We start from the raw sequence: 17,078 nt of genomic DNA, 5'->3' as shown, positions 1-17,078 counted from the left end.
CCGCGCCGATGATAGTGTGGCAGCTGCCATGTGAAAGTAGGTCACTGCCAGGCACCCAATTTAAAAAGCCCGATGCGAAAGCGTCGGGCTTTTTTTCGTCTACGTTAACCGTGAGTGGTGAATACTGCACGAAGGTAGGCACTGCTTTAGCTGTGCAATATTGCGCAGCAATATCTTTGCTCCGGTCCTTAATATACCACCGCATTGCCAAATTTATAATCAATTCATCGCAACGGATAGGCTTGCTACACCAGAACCTGCTACGCAGGTTTTCGCGGCTAAAGCGCGCGACTACATCCGTGCTGTATGTGGGTGTAGCGTTGTTGTGCCATATTGCACGAAGGTCGGCACTGTTACTGATTTGACTCGGCTCACGTTTTTTACTGTAATGGCTGCTCATTTTTATCTGAAAGGAACCCAGAATGCCTATTCTTAATATCGCGTTGATTGAAGGTCGTAGTAACGAGCAGAAAGAAGCATTGATCAAAGAAGTAACCGATGCCTGTGTGAAGGCGCTGGATGTTAAGCCTGAAACAGTCAGAATCTTGCTACAAGATATTGCCACCCAGGACTTCGGTGTGGCCGGTGAGTCGGTACAAGCCAAGCGTACACGGCTTGCCTAATACCAATCTAGCGAAAAATATGATCTATTTTAAAGCTGGATACTCGAGATAACAGAGTCACTTCCCACTACACGCCACTGAGCTAGACATCTTTGCTGGGTAACGGCTGCGAATATTCACTGGATGTTCGGTCCATTACCCAACAAAGATACACGGCAGCAAGCAGCCCCATAAAGGCACGGGAAATGCCATCCGAAGGTCATTTCCCCGACAGGCTGCAAGAGTCTCCTTATGACTACCATTACATGGCCCACCAAAATTTTTTATCCATTTGCATATCTACTTCGCTCAATCAAATCTAGAGTAGAGATAGGCATATAGGTATACCTCAGGAAGAGGACCGGCCGTTAAAGAGCATCAACAAGGGAGTGTTGTAATGCGACTTTTTATCTGGGCACTGTTACCAAGCCTGTTTGTTCAGGTAATTGCCGCCGAGCGCTCGGTCAACTCTATTGCATTCTATTACGACAGTATTGACTCAGTACGAGAACTGATGTCCTATGATCGGGTCGTGGTGACACCGACATTGATCACTCCACGACAGATTGAAACCCTACACAAGTCAGGTACCCAGGTTTTTGCCTATCTCAGTGTCGGTGAATTTGCCGGAAAAATCCTGCCGGCTTCGCTGAGCTTACTTTCTCCCGTACAAAACACCAATTGGCAAAGCCACGTAATGGACCTGTCCGCATCAGCTTGGCAGGAGCACCTTGTCAAACAGGCGTCGCAATATTTATCCCAAGGGTTTAATGGGCTCTTTCTAGACACGCTTGACAGCTATTATTTGTTTGCCGAGCAGGAAGTGGAGCAGGGCAATCAGCAACAGGCCCTAGTACAGATTGTCAAAGCCTTGGCGGAGTTGAATACTGAGCCAAAACTGATTCTGAATCGAGGCTTTGAGGTGATGGAACAGGTCAGTGTGCTTGTCGACGCCGTGGCAGCCGAATCGCTTTATCATGGCTATGATCCCGTCAGTGACAGCTATCGTGACATCAGTGCTACCGATCGCGAATGGCTGACCAATCAACTGAACAAGGTCAAGGCACTCGATCTGGAAGTTATCGTTATTGATTATATTCCCGGGAGCGAGCGAGCAGCCCAAAAAAGGGCTGCCCGACGTTTGCTGAGCGAAGGCTATACACCCTATATCAGCGATGGCCTGCTCTATCAGTTTGGCGTCAGCACTATTGAGCCTATCGCCAGGCGGGTGCTCGGATTCTACGACGGTACCCAAGATTCTTATAATCGATCCTGGTGTCATCGACAGATTGCCATGCCCATCGAATATCAAGGCTATGTGCCTGAATGTCTGGACATTAATACCATTGATTTTAATCGCCTGGATATTAATCGGTATGCGGCAATAGTGGTCTGGCTGGAAGAGCATATCTATAACCAGCAGCCGCAGTTACAAGCCTGGCTGGCACAGCAGCTTAATGTTCGCCCTATGCTTTTTCTCGGTGCATTACCGACGCTGCCTGCTTTTAGAGCTCAGCTGGGTATACAGGAAGCGGGTGATCTTCAAGGACGGGTAAAGCTTGCCCAAGGCCATGATTGGCTGAAATCGGCTAATTCAATAGCCTTCAGTGAGTTTGAAAGCTACTCCAAATGGGTCAGCTCAAAGTCGGAAGTAGAAATACTTCTGGGTGTTACCGATGAAACTCAAGATACGAGCGGGTTGCTGTTCCGAGCTCCCTGGGGCGGTGCCGCCTTGTCGCCGTTCCCGAAAGCCACACTGGGCAATGACAAAGCAGTATGGCTTGTCGATCCGTTTCGTTTGCTTGATGTTACGCTCAATCTTCCCGCTATTCCTGCGGCGGATGTCACTACCGAAAGCGGGCGGCGTATTTTGACCAGCCACGTTGATGGTGATGGATTCCCTTCCATCGCCTGGTTTCCCGGCAAGCCTTATACTGCAGAAGTGCTGCTGGAACATGTATTCAAACCCTTCCAAATCCCGCAGACCGTCTCTGTTATTGAAGGTGAAATCAGCAAGCAGGGTCTGTATCCGGAAAAAAGTGCCGAGCTTGAAGCCATCGCGCGCCATATTTTTGCTCTGCCAAATATTGAAGTGGCATCCCATACCTTCAGTCACCCTTTTTTCTGGGGAGAGACGAGTGCGATTAGAGAAAAACAATACGGCGATAATCTTCCTATCCCTGATTACGAAGTCGACTTCCACAAGGAAATCACCGGTAGTGTCGATTACATCAATCGGCAACTGGCCCCTAAACACAAAAAAGCGAGCCTCATTCTCTGGAGCGGAGCGGCTGACCCAGATGAAAATATTCTAGAGATCGCTGAGCAGGCTAATCTGCTTAACGTCAATGGTGGCAATACTTATGTGGTACGTGGGGATAACAGTCTGGCTCAGATCTTTCCTACTATCGCATGGTACCCCTCAGCCGTTCAGGTCTATGCTCCGATATTGAACGAAAATTTTTACACTCGGGAGTGGACAGAATCTTTTGACGGTTATCGCCGTGTTATTGAGACTTTCGAGTTATTGGGCAGCCCGCGAAGATTAAAAACCATTGGTATTTACTATCACATGTATTCGGGTACTTATCCGGCATCATTGCAAGCCGTGAAGGATGTTTACGCCTGGGCTGTTCAACAAAAAGTGACCCCGCTTTATTTGAGTGAATACGCCAAGCGCGCCCGAACCTTGTATGAAACAGGATTGGCTCGCACTTTGGATGGCGAATGGCTGGTCACCAGTTCGGGCATAAAAAGCCTGCGTTTACCCCATAGGCTTGGCACTCCGGTTATGGAAAAAAGTACCATTGCCGGCTGGGAAAACAGTGAAGACGGTAAATATTTGATTCTATCCGAGGCCAGGACCCCCCTGGTGCTATCGAGCCACGATGATCAGAGTGTTCGCCTCAAAAATGCCAATGGGAAGCTACTCAAATGGCAACGAGTTGATCATGTCATCCAATGGAGCATTCACAGCCATGTTCCCCTGGAGTTTGAGCTGACACACGCTGAAACGTGCAAGCAAAGTGGTAGCGCAACACTTCATCAGACAAGCATGGGGGAAAATACCGTACGTTACAGCAGCAATAAAGCCGGCCTGTTTAGCGGTGTTCTACGTTGCTAGTGTCCATGGTACTGGCCTGCCAAGGCAGAGGATACCAACCTGATGGCGAGAGCATAAATGGCATTATTTCCCAAGTGCGTTTCTGAACACGACCAGGTCGACAGCAGACTCCATCTGTTGAGTCGCCGTACCCTGATAATGTTGGCGCTGATTATTATCTGGGTGCTGTGGCTACTGGTGCCCAGCCAGAGTGCGCTGCTCCAGTTGCTCAACCAGACAACTTCGCCACAGGTATCCCTGATTTTGTTACAGCAAATGCATGCCCGAGACCTCAAAAATAATGAGGTCAGCAAGCTGCTGATGAATAATTACGCTCAAATAGGGGAGCAAGACAAGGCGATTGAACTGGCCGAGTCAGTCATTGATGAAGACAGTGCGTCACCCGACTGGCCCCTGCTCGTGACCTACACTAGGTTGTTGCAGGATAAATATCATCAAACTGTAGTGGCACAAAACCAGGCTCAGCAAGGAGCGACAGCTGAGGTGGAGAGCAAGCTTCGCCATTTTCTTGAGCGAATAGAGTCTCCTCCCGGTGCGACGGAGGCCAGAACACTGGCCGATATCGCTATCTCGATGTCGATGACACAAAAAGCGGTTGAGTTGTTGTTACCCCATCAGGAAAGCGGACAAACCAGTTATCAAGAATTGGTGGCGTTGTTGCTGCAGAGCTCCGACTACGAGCAGGCTTTGCGTTTACAGCAGGAGGCGTTTCAGCGGCAGCCTACTCTGGAAACAGCAGGCCACTCTCTGGAGTTGTACCAGATTACCGGGCAAACCGAACAAAGTCGGGCATTTATAGCAAGCTATCAGGGAGAGTTGAATCAGAACCCCGATTATCTGCGTCTCACCATAGATCATTCAATGCGAGTCGGTAATACGGATACGGCGCTGCTCCAGTCAAAAAAACTGCTGGCCATCACGCCTGATAAGGCCTTGAAAGTGTCAACGGCAGAGTTGGCCATCGCCAGCGGCGAGCTTGAACTCGCCACCGCTTTGCTTACCGAAGTGACAGAGACAGACAGCACCCCGACACATCTTGCACAATTACATGCGCTGCATCGTTGGCAAGGTAATGTCGACGCTGCGTCACTGATAAGCCGGCGTCTGCTGGAGCAGGGAGCGACCTTGCCCCAATTGCGCGAGGGTATAATTGAAGCCCGAGCTTTGGGGGATATATATCTTGAAAGTCTTTATTATCAGCAGCTTGTAGAAAGGAATCAGCTTGATGAACTGGAATATAATGCAGGAGTAGATGCCATTGAAAAAGCGCAGGGCTCGATAGCGGCACTGCATAGTGTTCGAGAACTGGCGGCATTACGTCCGGATGATCCCGCGCTCATCGTTCATCAGTCTCGGCTCCATGGTTACCTTGGCGATTATTCCAGCGTTATGAAGCAATGGAATAAATTATTGGCATTGCGCCAGCCGACGCCCGGCGAGGCCCGGCGCTTTGCGGATGCCTACATTATTACTCGGCAGCCCGAACGGGCGCTGCAGGTGCTCACCTCGGCCAGCAACTGGTTTGAGGCCGACGATGACTACCTTAACATAGTGTCATTCCTCGCCTGGAAGACCAGTGAGCGGGGAATTGCCCAGCACGCCAATGAGCAACTGATTGCCAGGGCCAGTAGTGAGCTGGATATCTATCGTTATATAAGAACCAGTGATCCGATAATGTCCCGTGAGCAGGTAGCGCGGCTGAGCAGGCTGTATGAGGATTACGGCAATACCGATGCGTTGCTTGCAGCCATTCAGGCCAGTCTGGATAACAAGGATCAAGAAACCTTTGCCCGCCTGGTCGGGCTTGCCAGTCAGGATCCGATACTGGCAGAAGGCGCCGCCACCTTGCGGTATCGGGCGCAGTTGGCCATCAATAACCGCCATACCGACGAAGCCGCCACGCTTTATCGTCAGCTCCTCACGCTTGCTCCTCATGATGAGGCCGCGATTAATGGTTTGCTCTGGCTTGCCATAGACTCCAATGATCAGGGGGACATTGCTTCCATCTATGAGCAATACCGACATGATCAACAAGACAATAGCGCACTCTGGCTGGTGTTTGCTACCGCTGCCCAGCAGTTGGGGCGGCTTGAGGAAGCCGATCTTTGGTATCAGCGAGTATTACTGCAGAGCGACACTTTTGAAGAGCAGCAGGTTGCGGTATTACTGAGCTACGCCACTTTGTTGGATAGACGTGGCGAAGCAGAAAAGGCGTACCGGCTAAGACGTTATCTCGCTAGCCAGCTGGCCGAACAATTGCTGTTACTGGATGAAGGGGATATCTCCTATCGTTCGTTGGTGGCCATGTTGGTAGGTCAGGAGGCGGCCTTGCAACTGACGGAGCAAGCGCTTATTCGCCAGCCGGATCAGACTCACGCTCAGGAGCTGTTTGGCTATTACCTGGCTATTGGCCAGCCTGATAGTCTGCAGGCCTGGCATCAACATGCTGCCTTTAGCGGCTATGTATTGCCCGACTGGCAACAACTGGCGCTGGCCATCATGGCAAAAAACCGCCCGGCAATGGAAGCTTTGCTGGAGCAGTCCATGAACCTGCCAGCGGCAGATACAAATACCGCTCTGCAATTAACCGGACAACATGACAAAGCCTGGCAGCAGGGGGAGGAGCTGCTCGGCAAGCTGAATGATCCTGAGGCAGAGCGCCAACTGCGTCAGGTACATGTCGGCCAGCACCCTGATCAGGTTCATGGTATCAGTGCTCGGGCAAGCCATAATATCGGATGGGATATTAGTCGTTATAGTCTCGATTATCATGCGTCCCATCAGCTAGGTAACTGGCATCTGGGTACCGATCTGCAAACGGCCGATACGCCAGCGTTACTATCGGGGATTGAGATGCAAGATGAAGCTCGACTTCGTGGTGACGTTCTCTATCGCAGCCATGATAGCCGGTGGTTGTTTGGCGTTGATTTGGCTGATGGCCTCGGAGATCAACGCCTGGGATTGTCTGTCGACTATCAGCGCATCTTGAATGACTACTTGGATGTGTCACTGCAAGTGGCACTGGATGCCCCTGTGGAAAGCAGTCAATTACTCACCCTGGCAGGCAAAAAGCATACCGCCGGCTTCGGTTTCAATTACCGGCCTACACGCCGAGAGTCAGTCTCTTTCCAGTTTGACTGGCATGACATAACAACCCGGTACGGTGACGACATAGGTCAGGGGTGGGACCTTAATCTGCGGGCCAGTGAGCAGTTATTTTTCAACGATCCTGCCTGGCAGATCTATGGCAGCTTGGCCATGCAGCATATCGATCTGAGCGATGCTCCGCTGGATGGCATTAACAAGCAGCATCAGGGAGCGGTTCCGCTCACCAGTGGTGACTTTATTGCCGAAGAATATCAGCGTATTGCCATTGGTCAGCGTGTCTGGCACGGCGCGCCGGGTCAGCCCGGGCCAACGGTACCCGCTCCTCGTTACTGGCTGGACACCTCTTTGGGCTACAACGTTAGTGCTGCTCAACCTGATGTGGCTGTTTCGGCAGGCCTGGGATGGGATGTGCTTGGTAATGATGAAGTCTCGTTGTCAGTTGACTGGCAGAGCCAGGATCGTAATGGTGATGACGCTTTTAAGTTGTCGTTAGGCTACACCTATCGCTTTTAAGGGAATATACCTATGAAAAAAATATGGATGCTCGTTTCAACCCTGGCGCTGAGTGCCTGTAGCCACTATCAGGTGCCCGAAAGCCCTAACTTCCCGGCCAATAGTCGCTGGGCCATCATGCCGATGGTCAATAACTCCAGCACACCGATGGCGGCGGAAAAGGCCGAGCAAATACTCGGTACCCACCTTTATGCGAGAGGCATTAATGCCACACTTTATCCTGCCAGTGACGTCAGCGACCTGGCGAGTATTCTCGATAATAATGCCCGGCGGAAAAGTGCACAGGCCTGGCTTGTCAGTCAGAACGTCGACTACGTCATCACCGGATCGGTTGAAGAATGGCATTACAAGAGTGGGCTGGATGGTGAACCAGCTGTGGGAATTACCCTGGAGGTACAATCCGCTGGCGATAACGTTACCCAGTGGCGGGCAAGTGGCGCCCGCAGCGGCTGGGGACGGGAAAGTGTCAGTAGTGCCGGCCAGAAGGTCATTGATGAACTGTTGAATGGCCTGAATGTCGAGCAAGGCCAATAACGTAGAAGGCGGGAATGGCTTATGAGCACTTTACAGAGTCGAATGACGTCAGGTTTTAAGCGAGAGAGCATTGCCTGGTTGGAGACCTTGGTGGTTTCAGTCATTACCCTTTATGTCTGGTTACAATCCGGACTCCCTGTCTCTACGGAAGCGACACAGTCATTTTTCTGGCCTTTGCTCGGCCCTTTATTAGTGGCACTACGCTATGGCTTTGCCAAGGGTTTTACCTGTGCGCTACTGATGCTGGCCGGACTTGCGAGCATCATGAGCACTCAGGGTGAGCTGGCTCTTTTTCCGTTCTCGATAGCGGTAGGAATCTTGCTGGTAGCCATGCTGGCTGGTGAGTTTCATGATCACTGGCAGGTGTTGAACAACAAGCGTTTGCGGGAGTACAAGGAGATGAGCCGCAAGCTAGAGAGTTTCACCCAAAGCTATCATTTGCTTAAGCTTTCCCATGATAAGCTGGAGCAAAGAAGTGCCGGTCAGACCGTCAGTCTGCGTGCCAGCATCAGCTCCCTGCATAACATGGCCACCTCGCTCAGCTCAAATCGCCTCGATAAGCTCGGTCAGCCGATCCTGAACCTGCTGGCAGAAATTGGTGGTCTGGAAGTCGCAGGCATCTATTTGGTCATCAATGGCAAAGTGGATGCCGAACCTAAAGCCAAGCTCGGTGATTATCATGAACTGGACCTTGATGATCCTATGTTGCAGAGCATGTTGAGTGAGCTCACCTTGTTGTCGGTTGCAAGGATGGAAGCTCACCAGGCGCATCCGTCCCGTTACCAGCTCTGCATCCCCCTGCTGGATATCCAAAAAAATCTGCGCGCGGTAGTGGTGGTGGAAAGCGCCAGATTCTTTCAGCAAACACTCGCGGATCATGCCTTGCTCTCTCTGGTTGCCAATCACGCCGCCAACCTGCTCAGCGACACGCTGGTGACGCCGTTACTGATGCCGGAACAAGGTGGGCTCTTCCTTGAATACCTGGATCAGGCTGAGCAGAATCAACGCCAGTTTGGTATTGATAGCCAGCTGGTGGTGTGTACGGCCAGCAACCATCTTCAGAAAAAACGTCTGGACGCTATCGTCAACCATCGCCGTGGTGCGGATATTTACTGGGTCTGTCAATCTTCTACCGGAGCACCTTCGCTGTTTGTGCTGCTACCACTCTCGTCGATAACCGATGCCCGCGACTATATGCAACGCGTCGAGCACCTGTTTGGTCTCAGTGCCAGCTCCACGCTCTCGGATTTCGGTATGCAGGGGCCTTTTTCAGTCAAGAAAGATCTCGAGGACATCAGGAGTCTAACCTACCAATATGGAGCCTTCGATGAGAGTCCTGCTATTCATTCAAGCCATCGTCATTGAATGCTTTTGCATTTATTTGTTGGCCAATTCCAGCCTGGACAGGTCTGGCTGGTTATTGCTGGGAGCAGGCCATGCTGTTGCCTGTGCCTGCTTTACCGGCTGGTGTTGGCTGATGCTGCCGGCAAAATACTGCAATCCTCTGCTGGGCTCTTTGTGCTCTCTGTTCTTGTTCCATCTGCTGCTTCCGGTAGTCGGAATTGCAGGCACGACTTGTGTAATGTTGCTGGTCTGGTTTCTGCCCAAGCAACAGCACCGCAGCCATTGGCAGTCCATCGAGGTGCTGAGGCTGCCGTCAGGGCCTGTGGATATCATGGCCCATCCCCCGCTTGGGGCGGGAGCACTCAGGGACATTCTGGTTCACCACGACTCACCGGAGCAACGTTCCCTGGCGGTATCGACCATCAGTCACCTTCCCCGCAAACAGTCCATCCCCTTGCTCCAGCTGGCGCTAAAGGATGTATCCGATGATATTCGTCTGTTGGCGTATGCGGCGCTGGAGAGCATTGAAAACCAAATCAACGAACAGATAGCCTGCTATCAACAGCGTTATGAGCAGCAGCCGCATCCGGACCTTGCCCACGTTATCGCCCAGCATTACTGGGAGCTGTGCTACCTCGGCATGGCGGAAGGTATCCTGAGGAAACATTATCTGGCACAGGCAGAGCAGTATCTCAGAGGGTCGTTTCAGCATACCGGCCATGCGGACTACAGTCTGCTGCTGGGCAGGGTACTGCTTGAACAGCAGCGTCCAGAGGAAGCCATGGCTTATTTAAAGGATGCCCGTCAGCAGGGAGGGCAGCCGGAGCAGGTGGTGCCCTATCTGGCTGAGGCGGCCTATCAGGTAAAAGATTACGACCAGGCTCGTGAATATATTTTCAGCTTGGCGGATAAAAGCGGTAACCGATTAAGCCAGGTCAAGGAGTATTGGCTATGACCAGGGACGTCGATATTTGTCTGCTGCTGGAGGGGACTTACCCCTATGTGCGAGGTGGCGTCTCTAGCTGGCTGCATCAAATTATCAGCGGATTGCCGGAGTATCGGTTTCATATTGTTTTCCTCGGCGGCACGCCGGAATTTTACGGCGCTCCCGTGTATCAGCTGCCGGACAATGTCATTGGCTTTGAAGCGCATTACCTGTTGCACGCGCCAGACAAGCTGACTCCAGCTGCGCGTACCGGTGACAGTGCCATATTCGAAAGATGGGGACAGCTGGTATCTTACCTGGAACAGGCCAAAGAGCCGATTCCCGCCGAGCTGCTGGACGCCATTTTTTCACAGTTAGGTAGTCACAATGGGCTGTCTCAAGCTGATTTTCTCTACAGCCGTTCGTCTTGGGAAGTGCTGAGCAAGCGCTATCGGGATAGCTTTTCTGACCAGTCTTTTGTCGATTATTTCTGGACGTATCGTAATATCCATCGCCCCTTTTTCACGCTGGCGCGCATTGCGGAACATCTGCCCGACGCCAAGGTGTTTCACAGCCTTTCTACCGGCTATGCCGGATTTCTTGGTGCCCTGTGCAGGCAGAAAACAAAACAACCATTCATCATCACCGAGCATGGTATTTATACCAAGGAGCGAAAAATCGATCTGTCACAGGCGAGCTGGATAAAAGATCGTCACAGCCTGATCGATATCAGCATGCACAAAGAAATGGAGCAGACCCGAAAAACCTGGATCCGTTTTTTCGAGCAACTGGGTCTCACTGCCTATCATCAGGCTGACACTATCATCTCGTTGTTTGAAGGAAACCGCCAACGCCAGCACTCCGACGGGGCGCCTGAACACAAAACGCGAGTGATCGTGAACGGCATTGATGTCGGCCGTTTTGAAAAAGCCTATGGCCAACGACCGGTAACTCCTCCCCTGGTGGTTGGTCTGATTGGCCGAGTCGTCCCCATCAAGGATATCAAGACCTTCATCCGGGCCATCCGTGGCGCGGTCGAAATATTACCAGCACTGCAAGGTTGGATTATCGGGCCAACGGAGGAAGACCCCGCCTATGTGCGTGAGTGCGAGCTGCTGATTGCGAGCCTGGGGCTGACCGAGCATGTAAAATTGTTGGGAAACCAGAACGTGGCAGAAATAATGCCCAGGCTTGGGGTGGTCATGCTTACCTCAATCAGCGAAGCCCAACCATTGGTACTGCTTGAAGCCATGGCCTCTGGCATCCCCTGTATCGCCACCGAGGTGGGAGCCTGCAGCGAAATCATCCATGGCGCGCCAGGTGAAGACGCCAGTATGGGGGCGGCTGGAGTCATGATTCAGATTGCCAGTCCGGTACAGGCAGCAAACGCTATTGTAGAGACCTTGACCAATACCTCCCAATGGCAAAAAACCGGTGATATAGGCAGGCAGCGCGTCACTCGTTATTACCACGAAACGGATATGTACGGCGCATATAGAACACTGTATCAGGAGGCCATGAATGGCAGGCATCGGCTTTGAACTTCGCAAAATACTAAAGAAAAACACGCTACTTTCCGTGCTGGAAGCTTATAGCCTGGCGGGTATTATCAGTTCTGGACCTTGGGTTATTTCCATTCTGGCGTTGCTGACCATTGGCCTGCTCGGTATCGGTTCGGTATTTCCGAAGGATGCCATGGTTCAGTTCCTGGTTATCGTGACTTATCTCATGGCCAGCTCGCTTATCATCAGCGGTCTGTTCCAGCTGTTACTCACCCGTTTCATTTCAGATCGGCTCTATGCTGAAGAAGGGGAGAAGGTATTACCCAATCTTCTTGGTTCCATGTTGATTACGAGTGTGATTGCCGGTCTGCTCGGCGCTGCCGTTATGTCCAGTACAGACAGTCTGACACCGGCGATAAAAGTGACCGTTTTTACCTCTCTGGTGCTGTTGTGCAACCAGTGGCTGATCATTATTTTCCTCAGTGGAATGAAAAAGTACTATCGTATTCTGGTCACCATGGCATTGAGCTATGGTTTGATGATGGTCTTGAGCCTGACTATTCCCGGGCTGGATTTACTGGGTCTCTTGTTGATTTTCTGTTTTTGCCAAGCGTTACTGACCTTCTCTTTTCTGCTGTTTGTACTTCGGGATTTTCCGGCCAGGCAACTGGTGGCGTTCGAGTTTCTGCACCGCGGCAAAGCTTTTTATTCTCTGATGGCATGTGGCGTCTTCTATAATCTCGGGGTTTGGCTGGATAAGTTCGTGTTCTGGTTTCGAGAGGAGACATCTCATGCCGTCATTGGCCCATTTCGAGCCTCCTACATTTATGATCTACCTATCTTCATTGCCTATCTGGCGATTATTCCCGGCATGGCCGTGTTTATGCTGGGGATGGAAACCAGCTTCGCCCATTCTTGCCTGAAGTTTTACGCTGCGGTCAGAAAAGGGGCAACCCTGGCCACCATCAGTCAACTCCGAGATAAAATGGTGCTGTCTTGTCAGCGGAGTATTTACGATATTTTCAAGATCCAGGGCATGGCGCTGGCACTGCTGTTGTTATGGTCCGAGGATATTCTTGTCTTGCTGACTATCGATCTCACCTACCTTCATCTGTTCCATGTGGTGCTGGTTGGTGTCAGCCTTCAGGTTCTGGTCATGTCGATTTTGAACGTGATGTACTATCTAGACCGTCGCTACGCCGCCCTGTGCCTGAGCCTTCTCATGATGTGTAGCAACTTTGCACTGGCGAATTACAGCATTGATCTGGGGCCAACCTTTTATGGATATGGTTTCGCTATCACCATGCTGGTCACCACGCTTGTTGGGCTGGTTATGCTAAACAGGCAGTTCAACGATTTGGAGTATCAGACCTTCATGCTGCAGCGCTCTTAGAGAGCGTTCTTTCGGAATGATGGCATGCTGTCATTGTTGATCAACAAGCGATAACGCAGCGGACCGGCACCACAAGCGCCGGTCTTTAAGTGCGGTGATGTTGCGTTCACTTCCTGCTTCGAGTGTGCGAGCTGTGGTTTACCTGTTCTCACCAGAGTAATGCGGGTGGGTTTTTACGGCCGTCAGGCGTAAACTGTTCTCTTACTTTCTGTATTATTCATGGCATGGCTACGACATGAAAACCCTGTTATTTATCGCACTCGGTGGTGCCTTGGGAGCCACATTACGCTTTGGCATCACGGATCTGATGGGGCGTTTGCTGGGCCGTGCGTTTCCTTATGGTACCTTGACGGTGAACCTGCTGGGATCCTTGATGATGGGCTGCATCTTTATACTGGTGCAACAGCAAGTGGTGAGTGCCCACAGCTGGCGGCCTTTCGTGATGGTCGGCATGTTGGGCGCATTGACCACCTTCTCTTCCTTTTCCCTTGATAGCTTATTATTACTTGAGCAGGGTCAATGGCTTAAAGCCATGTTGAATGTGTGCCTGAATGTAGTTTGCTGTATCATGCTGACCTACTTTGGCATGCAGATAACGAGCAGCCTGATGGCTTCTCGTTAGTCCAGGCCGCATATTTGCAGTACACTCACTTACTTTGATTTTATAGGTGCCTTCAGCATGTCAGAACAGCACAAGTCGACGACTCACTTCGGTTACAAGACGATAGAAGCCAACGAAAAAGAACAGATGGTGGCTGGCGTATTTCATTCGGTGGCTACCAAATACGATATCATGAATGATCTGATGTCGTTTGGTATCCATCGGCTGTGGAAGCGTTTTACCATTGATTGTTCTGGCGTGCGAAAGGGTCAGAAGGTGCTGGATCTGGCGGGTGGCACCGGTGATTTGACGGCCAAATTCTCCCGCATCGTTGGCGAAACCGGCCAGGTCGTACTGGCCGACATCAATGACTCCATGCTCAAGGTGGGGCGAGACAAGCTGAGAAACAAAGGCCTTGGCAATAACATTGCCTATGTACAGGCCAATGCCGAGGCGCTGCCATTTCCTGATAATCACTTCGATCTGATTACCATCGCCTTTGGTCTGCGTAATGTCACCGACAAGGACAAGGCGCTGGCCTCCATGCAACGCGTGTTGAAGCCGGGCGGTCGTTTGCTGGTACTGGAATTCTCCAAGCCCCAGCACGAGGTAATGAACAAGCTCTATGACTTTTATTCATTCAATATTTTGCCGAAAGTGGGCAGCATAGTGGCTAAAGACAGCGACAGTTATCAGTATCTGGCTGAATCTATCCGCATGCATCCGGACCAGGAAACCCTCAAGGGCATGATGGAGCAGGCCGGCCTGGAGCAGGTGGAATATTTCAATCTGACCGACGGTATAGTGGCACTGCACCGTGGATTTAAATTCTGATGGCTCCACTGCTGCTGCCCCTGCTCAATGGTACCCTTGAAACGGCCTTCAATCGTTTCATACGTCAAGACGGCGAGCGACTGAAGAAGGTGGCACCCTTGCAGGGCAAGGTGCTGCAGTTGACCATTACCAAGGTGGCCAGCCTCTATTTGCTGTTTTCTGCCGATCGAGTGGCGGTTTTGCAGCAATATGAAGGCGAGGTAGACAGTCATCTCAGTTTGTCGCTTGATGCACTGGGCTTGCTGAAAGACAAAGGCCTGCTGATGCAGTATATCCGCGATGGTCGCATCGACTTGCAGGGCGATCCTGCGCCCTGGCAGGATTTTTCTGCCTTGCTTAAAGACCCTAATATCGATATTGAAGGCTGGCTGGCTCCTTACACCGGAGACATAGTCGCACACCTGCTGTGCCGTCATGGCCGTGAGGCTAAAACGGCGATAGAGCGGCGTGCCTTTGGGTTGCGCGATCAGCTGGGCGATTATATACGGGAAGAAGCGCGTCTGGCGGTGGGGCCGCTGGAGTTGGCCGATTTTAATGATGACGTCACCGAACTGCACAAAGACATGTTGCAGCTGCAGAGACGGCTGGCGACGCTAACAGATAAGGTCAGACATTCATGAAAAAGCTGCGGGAGTTGGTCCGACTCCATCAGATTGGGAAAACCCTGTTCGACTATGGGCTGGATGAGCTGATTCCGGCACGGCTACAGGTCTGGCCGGCGCGCATCGCGAGAAAAAGCCTGTTCTGGCTGAAAAACCGGCACCCTGACCTGTCACGCGGCAAGCGTATTCGCCTGGCACTGGAGCACCTTGGGCCGGTTTTTATCAAGTTTGGCCAGATGCTGTCCACCCGCCGGGATTTGCTGCCACCGGATATCGCCGAAGAATTGGCATTGCTGCAAGACAGAGTACCGCCGTTCGACGGTGTCTTGGCTCGCCAGCAGATTGAAGCCAGTCTGGGGGCCCCCATCAATGAGCTGTTTGATGACTTTGATGAGAAACCGCTGGCATCGGCTTCTATTGCCCAGGTGCACACCGCACGGCTGAAAACCGGCCAGGAAATCGTGATCAAGGTGATCCGGCCCGATATCGAGAAGGTGATTGCAGCCGATGTGAGCCTGATGCATTCCATGGCCAGCCTGGTGGCGCGGCTGGTGCCGGTACGCAGCAGTCGCCTGCGACCGGTTGAGGTGGTGGAAGAATATCGCAAGACCTTGTTTGACGAGTTGAACCTGTTGCGTGAAGCCGCCAACGCCATTCAGCTGCGCCGTAATTTTGAAGGCTCGGGCACCCTGTATGTCCCCGAAATCTACTCCAGTTATTGCCAGGAAGATGTGTTGGTGATGGAGCGTATCTACGGTATTCCTGTGTCTGATATAGCAGCACTGGAAGCCAATGGCACCAACATGAAACTGTTGGCCGAACGGGGTGTTGAAGTCTTTTTTACCCAGGTATTTCGTGACAGCTTTTTTCATGCGGACATGCATCCGGGTAATATTTTCGTCTCTTACGAGCATCCCGAAGATCCCCAGTGGATTGGCATTGACTGCGGCATCGTCGGCACCCTTAACAAAGACGACAAGCGTTATCTGGCAGAGAACTTTCTGGCCTTCTTCAACCGGGATTATCGCAAGGTAGCCGAGCTGCATGTGGAGTCGGGCTGGGTACCCGCCGACACCAAGCTGGAAGAGTTCGAGTCGGCGATTCGTACCGTGCTGGAGCCTATCTTTGAAAAACCGCTGTCGGAAATTTCCTTTGGTCATGTACTGCTGAATCTGTTCAATACCGCCCGACGCTTCAATATGGCGGTGCAGCCGCAGCTGGTATTGCTGCAAAAAACCCTGCTTTACGTAGAAGGGGTTGGTCGCCAGCTCTATCCGCAGCTCGACTTGTGGAAAACCGCCAAGCCGTTTCTGGAAGAATGGATGCAGAATCAGGTTGGTTACAAAGCCGTAATCAATGCAGTAAAGGAAAAAGCGCCGTTCTGGGCTGAAAAGTTGCCTGAATTGCCTGAATTGGTTTATGACGCCCTGCGTCAAGCCAAGTTGCAGCAACGGCAGGTACAAGGGATATACAATCAATTTTCCCAGCAGAATAAAAGCCAGGGCAAGGGGCGCTTTTTATTGGCCATGGGGGCGAGCATACTGCTGGCCAGTACCTTGCTGCTGGGAATGGATAAAACCGAGTGGGCCATGTCTGGCTTGGTACTGACTTTGGTTGTATGGTTGCTGGGCTGGCAGAAAATAGCGCGTTAATGTGATCTGATATCAAGGTATTGTCATCAAGCTCGGATATCATGTTGTTTTACTTTTTGCATAGGAAAAATGGCCATGGGTGGAATCAGTGTTTGGCAGCTGCTTATTGTGGTTTTGATTGTGGTGCTGTTGTTCGGTACCAAGAAATTACGCGGTATGGGCAGCGATTTGGGCTCTGCGGTCAAAGGCTTTAAAAAAGCGATGAGCGATGACGATAAAGAAAGCGAAAAAAATCAGCAAGATGCTGACTTCAAACAGGAGTCTTTGGCTGATAAAAAAGAACAAACCGATGCTTTCACGCCTAAAGATCAGGAAAAAACCAAAGACAACGATCGAGTATAATC

The 17,078-nt window shown here is 51.5% G+C and carries 14 protein-coding genes; 13 read left to right on the top strand and 1 reads right to left on the bottom strand.

Annotated elements, in window-relative coordinates:
• A partial coding sequence (locus IEW52_RS15730; protein ID WP_229667866.1) for a hypothetical protein occupies positions 1-400 on the bottom strand: 400 nt, incomplete at its 3' end.
• Positions 401-422: 22 nt separating this feature from the next.
• Between IEW52_RS15730 and IEW52_RS08995 the strand changes: the two genes are divergently transcribed.
• The 13 genes from IEW52_RS08995 to tatA all read left to right on the top strand — a co-directional run bounded on the left by IEW52_RS08995 (position 423) and on the right by tatA (position 17,076).
• Positions 423-623 carry a tautomerase family protein gene (locus tag IEW52_RS08995; RefSeq protein ID WP_188629736.1) on the top strand — a complete coding sequence of 67 codons (201 nt, stop codon included), beginning with the start codon at positions 423-425 and terminating at the stop codon, positions 621-623.
• A 376-nt stretch (positions 624-999) separates the two neighbouring features.
• The gene (locus IEW52_RS08990; protein WP_188629735.1) at positions 1,000-3,726 is read left to right on the top strand and encodes an endo alpha-1,4 polygalactosaminidase; all 2,727 of its coding nucleotides are present in this window, start codon (positions 1,000-1,002) and stop codon (positions 3,724-3,726) included.
• Positions 3,727-3,783: 57 nt separating this feature from the next.
• On the top strand, positions 3,784-7,347 hold the full coding sequence (locus IEW52_RS08985) for a tetratricopeptide repeat protein (protein WP_188629734.1): 3,564 nt from the start codon (positions 3,784-3,786) through the stop codon (positions 7,345-7,347).
• Between the two features lie 12 nt (positions 7,348-7,359).
• Positions 7,360-7,881, top strand: coding sequence for a hypothetical protein (locus tag IEW52_RS08980; protein ID WP_188629733.1), 522 nt, complete (start codon positions 7,360-7,362; stop codon positions 7,879-7,881).
• Between the two features lie 21 nt (positions 7,882-7,902).
• On the top strand, positions 7,903-9,246 hold the full coding sequence (locus IEW52_RS08975) for a PelD GGDEF domain-containing protein (RefSeq protein WP_188629732.1): 1,344 nt from the start codon (positions 7,903-7,905) through the stop codon (positions 9,244-9,246).
• Positions 9,209-10,180, top strand: coding sequence for a HEAT repeat domain-containing protein (locus tag IEW52_RS08970; RefSeq protein WP_188629731.1), 972 nt, complete (start codon positions 9,209-9,211; stop codon positions 10,178-10,180). Before IEW52_RS08975 ends, IEW52_RS08970 begins: the two co-directional genes overlap by 38 nt.
• A complete protein-coding gene (gene pelF, locus IEW52_RS08965; RefSeq protein ID WP_188629730.1) occupies positions 10,177-11,691 on the top strand; it encodes a GT4 family glycosyltransferase PelF in 1,515 nt (504 codons plus the stop codon). Before IEW52_RS08970 ends, pelF begins: the two co-directional genes overlap by 4 nt.
• Entirely contained in the window at positions 11,672-13,045 is a 1,374-nt protein-coding gene (pelG, locus tag IEW52_RS08960; protein WP_188629729.1) for an exopolysaccharide Pel transporter PelG, read from the top strand. The genes pelF and pelG overlap by 20 nt, the downstream gene beginning before the upstream one ends.
• A 235-nt stretch (positions 13,046-13,280) precedes the next feature.
• A complete protein-coding gene (gene crcB, locus IEW52_RS08955) occupies positions 13,281-13,667 on the top strand; it encodes a fluoride efflux transporter CrcB (RefSeq protein WP_188629728.1) in 387 nt (128 codons plus the stop codon).
• A gap of 57 nt (positions 13,668-13,724) precedes the next feature.
• Complete coding sequence (gene ubiE, locus IEW52_RS08950) at positions 13,725-14,480, top strand: bifunctional demethylmenaquinone methyltransferase/2-methoxy-6-polyprenyl-1,4-benzoquinol methylase UbiE (RefSeq protein WP_188629727.1); 756 nt, start codon at positions 13,725-13,727, stop codon at positions 14,478-14,480.
• On the top strand, positions 14,480-15,100 hold the full coding sequence (locus tag IEW52_RS08945; RefSeq protein ID WP_188629726.1) for a ubiquinone biosynthesis accessory factor UbiJ: 621 nt from the start codon (positions 14,480-14,482) through the stop codon (positions 15,098-15,100). The genes ubiE and IEW52_RS08945 overlap by 1 nt, the downstream gene beginning before the upstream one ends.
• A complete protein-coding gene (ubiB, locus tag IEW52_RS08940) occupies positions 15,097-16,734 on the top strand; it encodes a ubiquinone biosynthesis regulatory protein kinase UbiB (protein WP_188629725.1) in 1,638 nt (545 codons plus the stop codon). Before IEW52_RS08945 ends, ubiB begins: the two co-directional genes overlap by 4 nt.
• A 75-nt stretch (positions 16,735-16,809) precedes the next feature.
• The gene (tatA, locus tag IEW52_RS08935) at positions 16,810-17,076 is read left to right on the top strand and encodes a Sec-independent protein translocase subunit TatA (RefSeq protein WP_188629724.1); all 267 of its coding nucleotides are present in this window, start codon (positions 16,810-16,812) and stop codon (positions 17,074-17,076) included.
• Positions 17,077-17,078: the final 2 nt, after the last annotated feature.

It is taken from the genome of Oceanisphaera marina, assembly GCF_014643915.1.
GTDB classification, from domain to species: domain Bacteria; phylum Pseudomonadota; class Gammaproteobacteria; order Enterobacterales; family Aeromonadaceae; genus Oceanimonas; species Oceanimonas marina.
This window is presented reverse-complemented; position numbering and strand designations above follow the sequence as displayed.

What these genes read in the sequence shown, in the direction of transcription:
- IEW52_RS08995 (WP_188629736.1), top strand. Translation starts at nt 423, where the DNA reads ATGCCTATTCTTAATATCGCGTTGATTGAAGGTCGTAGTAACGAGCAG.
- IEW52_RS08990 (WP_188629735.1), top strand. Translation starts at nt 1,000, where the DNA reads ATGCGACTTTTTATCTGGGCACTGTTACCAAGCCTGTTTGTTCAGGTA.
- IEW52_RS08985 (WP_188629734.1), top strand. Translation starts at nt 3,784, where the DNA reads ATGGCATTATTTCCCAAGTGCGTTTCTGAACACGACCAGGTCGACAGC.
- IEW52_RS08980 (WP_188629733.1), top strand. Translation starts at nt 7,360, where the DNA reads ATGAAAAAAATATGGATGCTCGTTTCAACCCTGGCGCTGAGTGCCTGT.
- IEW52_RS08975 (WP_188629732.1), top strand. Translation starts at nt 7,903, where the DNA reads ATGAGCACTTTACAGAGTCGAATGACGTCAGGTTTTAAGCGAGAGAGC.
- IEW52_RS08970 (WP_188629731.1), top strand. Translation starts at nt 9,209, where the DNA reads ATGAGAGTCCTGCTATTCATTCAAGCCATCGTCATTGAATGCTTTTGC.
- pelF (WP_188629730.1), top strand. Translation starts at nt 10,177, where the DNA reads ATGACCAGGGACGTCGATATTTGTCTGCTGCTGGAGGGGACTTACCCC.
- pelG (WP_188629729.1), top strand. Translation starts at nt 11,672, where the DNA reads ATGGCAGGCATCGGCTTTGAACTTCGCAAAATACTAAAGAAAAACACG.
- crcB (WP_188629728.1), top strand. Translation starts at nt 13,281, where the DNA reads ATGAAAACCCTGTTATTTATCGCACTCGGTGGTGCCTTGGGAGCCACA.
- ubiE (WP_188629727.1), top strand. Translation starts at nt 13,725, where the DNA reads ATGTCAGAACAGCACAAGTCGACGACTCACTTCGGTTACAAGACGATA.
- IEW52_RS08945 (WP_188629726.1), top strand. Translation starts at nt 14,480, where the DNA reads ATGGCTCCACTGCTGCTGCCCCTGCTCAATGGTACCCTTGAAACGGCC.
- ubiB (WP_188629725.1), top strand. Translation starts at nt 15,097, where the DNA reads ATGAAAAAGCTGCGGGAGTTGGTCCGACTCCATCAGATTGGGAAAACC.
- tatA (WP_188629724.1), top strand. Translation starts at nt 16,810, where the DNA reads ATGGGTGGAATCAGTGTTTGGCAGCTGCTTATTGTGGTTTTGATTGTG.